Raw genomic sequence first — 7454 nt, 5'->3', positions numbered from 1 at the left:
CGCTACTTTCGCCATTGGGTGGTGTGCTTGCTACCGAGGGCAACTTAAACAATGATATTGGTGCGCCGCTGACGTTGCTGCGTTTAGCAACGCACCATCAGGCAGGTGTGATTGAGCTAGGGGCTAATCATTTGGGCGAAATTGCCTGGACCAGCCAGTTGACCTCCCCTAATGTCGCCATCATTACCAATGTAACAGGCGCGCATGTTGGAGAGTTTGGCGGTATGGGGCAAATTGCCCAAGCCAAAAGCAAAATATTAGCCAAGCCAAAAGCGAAATATTAGCCGGGCTAGTGGAAGATGGTATTGCGGTGCTAAACCGCGATGACGACTACTTTGAATTTTGGTCAGCCTGTGCGGGAAGCAAGAAAGTTGTAAGCTACGGCTTTCATGGCGATGCGGACGTTCACGCGTCCGCACTTTCGTGTGACTCTTTGGGGCGGTATGCTTTTACGCTTGTTGAACGTGGCCAAATCCTGGGTGACGTCCAGCTGCCCTTGATTGGTAAGCATAATGTGAGTAATGCTTTGGCGGCTGCTGCAGCGGCTCTCGCATTAGGTGTTACACCAGAGCAAGTAGTGACGGGGCTATGCGAATTGTCCTCATTATCAGGTAGGTTAAGCATCGTGCCCGGTGTGCGCAATACGACGTTGTTAGACGACACGTACAATGCAAATCCTGGTGCTGTGAAAGCGGCGTTGGATGCGTTAGCGAACTTTCCTTCACCGCGCTGGTGCGCGCTTGGCGCAATGGGGGAGCTGGGCAACGAGTCTCATGCCCTACATACTGAGATTGGTCATTACGCTGCGTCACTGGGTATCGATACATTACTGACTTTTGGTGATGCCGCCCGTTCAGCAAGTGAAGCCTTCGGTCGCGGGCTGCATTTTGACGACCACGAGACGCTAGTGCGTCATGTTATTAATACTCTGCCGCCTAACACCACACTGTTGGTGAAAGGATCGCGTAGTGCAGGCATGGAAAATGTCATTGCTGCGCTACGTGCGGATGAAACAAGGTAAGCGCCGTTCATGTTACTTCACCTGGCGAATTTTCTAGCCCAATATCAGTCTACTTTCCAAGTTTTTAACTATTTAACCTTACGTGTCATTCTCGCAGCGTTAACGGCCCTCATGCTATGCCTGTGGCTTGGGCCCTGGGTTATACGCCGGTTAGTGGAAGGCCAGATTGGCCAAGCAATTCGTGATGATGGCCCTCAATCTCATTTGTCTAAAGCAGGTACGCCCACGATGGGTGGGGCAATGATATTGTTGGCTATTGCTATCAGCACGCTGGTCTGGGGCGATTTAACCAATCATTATGTTTGGGTGGTGCTGCTGGTCACATTAGGCTTCGGGGCTATTGGCTGGGTCGACGATTATCGCAAGGTTGTTGAAAAGAACCCGCGTGGATTACCCGCTCGTTGGAAGTATTTCTGGCAGTCGGTGGTGGGTATTGGCGCTGCATTGGTGCTTTATCTCACGGCCGCGACACCGGCTGAAACTAGCTTATTGATCCCGATGTTTAAAGATGTCGCGTTGCCGCTTGGCGTGTTCTATATCGTGTTGACCTATTTTGTGATCGTTGGCAGCTCTAACGCAGTCAATCTCACGGATGGCCTTGATGGCCTAGCGATCATGCCCACTGTGCTGGTGGCGATGGGCTTGTCCGTATTTGCCTATGCAAGCGGGAATGCTGTGTTTGCCAACTATTTACATATTCCTTTTATTCATGGGACCGGCGAATTGGCTGTTTTCTGTGCCACTATTGCTGGTGCGGGCCTGGGCTTCTTGTGGTTCAACACTTATCCCGCTCAAGTGTTTATGGGTGATGTAGGGGCGCTGGCGCTAGGTGCCGCGCTAGGCGTTGTCGCCGTTATTGTGCGCCAAGAAATTGTGCTGTTTATTATGGGCGGTATCTTTGTACTTGAAACGGTCTCGGTGATTCTTCAAGTTGGCTCTTATAAGCTTACCGGTCGGCGTATTTTCCGTATGGCGCCGTTGCATCACCACTACGAGTTGAAAGGTTGGCCAGAGCCGCGGGTCATTGTGCGTTTCTGGATTATTACCGTCGTACTGGTGCTGTTAGGGTTGGCTACGCTTAAAGTTCGATGATTAGCAAAGTAATAGCGGCAGTGTTGCCACTATTAGCGTGATGCACAAAGGAGCCGGTCATCGTGCGAGTCGCAAATGGAATCACCGTTGTTATTGGCCTGGGAATTTCTGGGCAAGCTATTTGTCGGCATTTGGCGCGTCAAGGCGTGCCATTTATGGTGGCAGATACGCGAGCCGAGCCTCCGGGGCTACACGCTTTTCAGAACGAAAACCCCAATGTTGAGGTTTATTGTGGTCCGTTAACGGCGCTTGATTTTACAGATGCCTACGAAGTGGTGGTCAGCCCTGGTGTCGATCCTCATTCGCCAGGGCTTGATGGCTTGCTAGAGCGTTATAATCCAGCAACGGGGGAGCCCGTACTGGTAGGTGAGATTGCTTTGTTTGTTCGCGCGGTGAATGCGCCGATCGCCGCTATTACTGGCTCTAATGCCAAGTCAACTGTTACGACATTACTCGGCGAGATGGCTAGAGTGGCTGGTGTTAAAGCTGCGGTGGGTGGCAATTTGGGTACGGCTGCATTGGATTTATTAGCTGAATGCCCTGATGCCGAGCTTTACATCCTTGAACTCTCAAGCTTTCAGCTGGAAACAACGCCTCATTTGGGTGCTAAAGCGGCTGCTTTTTTAAACCTCTGTGAAGATCACTTAGATCGTCATGGAGATATGGTGGGTTACCGCCGCGCTAAGCAGCGTATTTTTCGCGGTGCGCAATCAGTCATTGTCAACGCGGATGATGCGCTCACTTGGCCAGAGTCGCCTGTTGATCATGTAGAGCGTTTTACGGCCTTCGCACCCGCAGGTAATGACTGGGGGGTAGTTGAAAAAGGGGGCGAGTTAACGCTGTTCCAAGGTGATACTGCTTGGCTTGGCACAGCAGCTCTCAGCATGGCAGGGCGGCATAACTATGCCAATGCACTAGCAGCCTTGGCAATGGGTAAGGCGTTGGGCTTCGCAAAAGCACCGATGTGCCAAGCATTAACTGCTTTTAAGGGGCTGCCCCATCGTAGTGAAGTAATCGCTCGTATCAATGACGTTATGTGGGTGAATGATTCAAAAGGTACTAACGTTGGCGCTACGCTGGCCGCCATTCAAGGCATCAGCGCATCGCTGACAGGGAAAGTAATATTATTGGCCGGTGGTGTCGGCAAAGGTGCTGACTTTACCCCTCTGGCGATGCCTCTGGCAGAGAGCGCTAAAACTGCGGTGCTATTTGGTGCTGACGCACGCCGTCTTGAGGCCGCTATCTCATCTGCTGTTCCAGTGCATCTAGTCAACGATTTAACTCAAGCGATGGAAGTGGCCTGGGAAATAGCTGAACCCGGCGACTGTGTATTGCTGTCACCCGCCTGCGCAAGCCTAGATCAGTTTGTCAATTACCAGGCGAGAGGCGATGCCTTTCGGGATTGGGTTGAGCAGAAGCATAAACAGCATAATCACTCAGGAGAGAGGTTATGAGTCGAGTGCAGCGTATCCGCGATACTTTGACAACGCGGCATTTACCCTCCGATGTGTGGTTGATCGTCGCCGCCGTAGCGTTAGCTGGGTTAGGCTGGGTGATGGTAAGTTCGGCATCGGTAGGTCTGCTTGAAAATACCTATCACTACTCTCGGCAGCATGGCATTTTTCTATTTCTGGCTATATTGGCTTGTTTTTTTATGCTGTGTGTTCCTTTGGAAGCATGGCGGCAAAACGCAGCGCTGATTTTGCTAGTGAGCATCATCATGCTAGTGCTGGTGCTCGTGGTTGGTCAGGAAGTTAACGGCAGTAAACGCTGGATTTCACTACCTGGTCCCTTGCCTAGCCTGCAAGTTTCCGAGCTTGGAAAAATCGGTTTGATTTTTTACATGGCGGCTTTCATGTCCCGCTTTACCTATGACCTACGCCAACGGGCATTCAGTATGTGGCGACCTTTAGCGGTGCTTGCCGTTCCGGCGGGGCTGCTTTTTCTTGCTCCCGATTTTGGCGGCATGGTGGTATATACCGTGTGCGTTATTGGTATGTTAATGATGAGCGGCGCTTCACTTACCCTGCTATTTGGTAGTGGTGGCGTATTGGCTGTTGGCGCCGTCATGATGGTCGTTATGGAGCCTTACCGATTAGCGCGGTGGACGAGCTTTTTGGACCCATGGGCTGATCAGTTTGCCACTGGCTATCAGCTTACTCAGGCGCTGATTGCTTTCGGTCGTGGGCATGTGACCGGTACTGGTTTAGGTAATAGTGTTCAAAAACTTCACTACCTGCCTGAAGCTCACACCGACTTTATTTTTGCTGTCATCGCAGAAGAACTCGGCATGATGGGGGCCATTCTCGTTGTACTGCTATTTACCTTGCTCATTACCAGGGCAATGTTGATTGGTCGTCGTGCAGAATTGGCAGGCCATTTATTTGGTGCCTATGTCAGCTATGGCATAGGTTTCGTTATCGCAGCTCAGGCATTTATTAATATGGCGGTAAGCTCGGGGCTGTTGCCAACGAAAGGGCTAACATTGCCGTTGATTAGCTATGGCGGTTCAAGTTTATTGGTAACCGGTATGATGATTGGCTTGTTGTTGCGCGTAGATGCGGAGACGCGTCACCGTCCGCGTCGTGTATCGACACCCTATAAATCACGCCATGAACCTCGGTTACCGTAACTACTCAAGGAGTTGTTTGTGACGACGAACGCACGTCGACGCATTTTAATTATGGCAGGAGGTACCGGAGGTCATGTTATTCCGGCGCTTTCGCTAGCACGTTCGCTCAAAGCCCACAATGTCGACGTTGAGTGGCTGGGAAGCCCAAGAGGGATCGAAAATCGCCTAGTACCAGAAGCAGGTATTACGCTTCATACCATCGACATAAGCGGTCTGCGTGGCAACGGAGTAACTGGCTGGCTGAAGGCACCGCTGAACCTTTCCCAAGCCGTACTGCAAGCTCGAAAGGTAATTCGCCGCTTCAATCCTGATGTGGTGGTTGGGTTAGGCGGGTTTGCCAGTGGCCCAGGTGGGCTGGCAGCGTGGCTTTCCAGGGTGCCATTGGTGATACATGAACAAAATGCTATTGCTGGGCTGACCAATAAAGTGCTCTCAAAATTGGCGACTCGCACATACGCGGCGTTTGCTGAGGCTTTTGGTGACAAGGCAGAAGTGATTGGCAATCCGGTGCGAGAAGATATTGCTGCACTGGGTGAGCATCCAAGGAGTGCTTCTGAACTGGCCGTTCGCCCGCTGCGGTTATTAGTTGTTGGTGGTTCGCTAGGAGCGGTCGCACTGAATGAGCGTTTACCGCCCGGGCTGGCGGGCTTGCCGCCAGAGCGACGCCCTGATGTTCGCCATCAAGCGGGCAAAGACCGAGATGTGGCGACGGCAAGCGCCTATGTCGAGCATGGAATTGTGGCGGATGTTACTCCCTTTATTGACGATATGGCGGCTGCGTATAAGTGGGCCGATTTAGTCGTTTGTCGTGCCGGAGCGCTAACAGTGGCAGAGCTTGCCGCAGCTGCAAAGCCCGCCTTGCTAGTGCCGTTTCCATTTGCTGTTGATGATCATCAGCGGGTCAATGCTGACGTTTTAGTAAAGGCCGGGGCAGCACTTTGTGTCACACAGTCTGAGCTGACCCCCGAGCGATTAACACACTATTTAGATGAGCTATTAGTCCCTAGCGTTTTGTCAGGCATGGCTTCTAAAGCCCGCCAGGCGGCCTACTTAGAGGCGACTGAGCGTCTTACGAAGGGATGTTTAGCGCTGGTTAAACAAGGAGAGACTGCGTGACCGACTCTATTAATAATGCGTTGCACTCGGGTGTCCGTCCAAGCGGCCCTGGTATGCGCCGTATTAAGCGTTTGCACTTTGTTGGCATCGGTGGCGCAGGTATGTGTGGAATCGCTGAAGTGCTCGCAAATCAGGGTTACAGCGTCAGCGGTAGCGATATGAAGGCATCGACTGTTGTTGAGCGCCTTCGACAGTGTGGCGTTAACGTTGCTATCGGTCATGCTGAAGAGAATGTGGTAGGCGCTGACGTCGTGGTTGTCTCCAGCGCCATTGATGCAACAAATCCTGAAATCCGTTGGGCTCATGAGCATCGTGTGCCCGTGGTTAGGCGTGCTGAAATGCTGGCCGAACTAATGCGCTTTCGCCATGGCATTGCTGTCGCAGGAACCCATGGAAAGACGACCACAACCAGTTTGACGGCAACGTTGCTGGCGGAAGGCGGATTGGATCCCACCTTTGTGATTGGTGGAAAACTTACCAGTGCTGGCGCTAACGCTCGGTTGGGTGAGGGTGATTATCTAGTCGCTGAGGCAGATGAATCGGATGCGTCGTTTCTTCATCTGCAGCCAATGGTCTCTATTGTGACGAACATAGATGCAGACCATATGGCGACCTATGGTGGGGATTTTGAGCGCTTAAAAAGCACATTCATCGAGTTTCTGCATAATTTGCCGTTTTACGGGCTGGCAGTGCTGTGTATTGATGACGCTAACATTCGGTCGATGCGTGACCAGGTAAAACGTCAGTTTGTCACCTACGGTTTCGATGAAGATGCTGACTACCGCATTGTGGACTTTACTCAGCAAGGCGGTGAAGTCTCGTTCACCGCAGTGCGTCCTGGGGAAGCTGCTCCATTGGCTATTCGGCTAGCAATGCCCGGTCGCCACAATGCGTTAAACGCGATGGCGGCGATTGTTGTAGCAACGGATGCTGGGGTAAGTGACGATGCCATTCTTCGTGGGCTGGCAAGTTTTGCCGGTGTAGGGCGCCGCTTTCAAGTGCATGGCCACTTCAGCGCCCCCAATGCTGATGGCGATATCATGTTAGTAGACGATTACGGACACCACCCCCGTGAAGTTGACATGGTTATCCAGGCAGTTCGTGCAGGTTGGCCCGAACGTCGATTGGTCATGTTGTACCAGCCGCATCGCTACAGTCGCACCCGCGATCTTTATGAAGATTTCGTTCGTGTGCTTTCTCAAGTGGATACGCTCGTTCTATTGGATGTTTATAGCGCTGGGGAAGCTGTGATTCCAGGCGCGGAGGGTCGCACCCTTGCTGGGTCTATTCGTCAGCGAGGAGAAGTCGATCCATTGTTCGTTGAGCATAAGCAGGAGCTACCTGCGCTGTTAAGCAAGCTGCTGCGTCCTGGGGATATTTTTATTACTCAAGGCGCTGGTGATGTGGGTGGTATTTCGCTTCGTTTCGCGCATGCCAAATTATCGCTAGATAAGGTAGAGCTATGAGTACAGCAATGTCATTGAATGACCCCTTGGCACGCGTTGTTGTTGTTTATGGTGGTACTTCAGCAGAGCGCGAAGTGTCGCTTAAAAGCGGTGCGGCTGTGCTTGACGCGTTAAAGCGTCAAGGTGT

General features: G+C 52.0%; 5 protein-coding genes and 2 pseudogenes. All 7 read left to right on the top strand.

The genetic code is table 11. From position 1 onward, the window contains the following. Nucleotides 1-1021 (top strand): annotated as a pseudogene (locus INT22_RS10275) (UDP-N-acetylmuramoyl-tripeptide--D-alanyl-D-alanine ligase); the annotation flags it as partial. A gap of 9 nt (nt 1022-1030) precedes the next feature. Then, complete coding sequence (gene mraY / locus INT22_RS10270; RefSeq protein WP_089037724.1) at nt 1031-2113, top strand: phospho-N-acetylmuramoyl-pentapeptide-transferase; 1083 nt, start codon at nt 1031-1033, stop codon at nt 2111-2113. Nucleotides 2114-2172: 59 nt separating this feature from the next. Beyond that, nucleotides 2173-3567: a UDP-N-acetylmuramoyl-L-alanine--D-glutamate ligase gene (gene murD, locus INT22_RS10265; RefSeq protein WP_193061385.1), complete on the top strand. Its 1395-nt coding sequence runs from the start codon at nt 2173-2175 to the stop codon at nt 3565-3567. Further along, nucleotides 3564-4745 (top strand): putative lipid II flippase FtsW, encoded by a 1182-nt coding sequence (ftsW, locus tag INT22_RS10260; RefSeq protein ID WP_089037726.1) that lies wholly within the window; start codon nt 3564-3566, stop codon nt 4743-4745. Before murD ends, ftsW begins: the two co-directional genes overlap by 4 nt. Before the next feature lie 18 nt (nt 4746-4763). Further along, on the top strand, nt 4764-5861 hold the full coding sequence (murG, locus tag INT22_RS10255; RefSeq protein WP_193061308.1) for an undecaprenyldiphospho-muramoylpentapeptide beta-N-acetylglucosaminyltransferase: 1098 nt from the start codon (nt 4764-4766) through the stop codon (nt 5859-5861). A gap of 53 nt (nt 5862-5914) precedes the next feature. Beyond that, entirely contained in the window at nt 5915-7327 is a 1413-nt protein-coding gene (gene murC / locus INT22_RS10250; RefSeq protein ID WP_193061386.1) for a UDP-N-acetylmuramate--L-alanine ligase, read from the top strand. Then, nucleotides 7324-7454, top strand: a pseudogene (locus tag INT22_RS20715) (D-alanine--D-alanine ligase); the annotation flags it as partial. The gene murC and the pseudogene INT22_RS20715, both read left to right, overlap by 4 nt.

Origin of the sequence: Halomonas sp. 3D7M (assembly GCF_014897885.1) — a bacterium.
In the GTDB taxonomy this organism is placed as follows: Bacteria; Pseudomonadota; Gammaproteobacteria; order Pseudomonadales; family Halomonadaceae; genus Vreelandella.
Note: the sequence above shows the minus strand (reverse complement) of the source record. Positions and strands in the feature narration are given on the sequence as shown.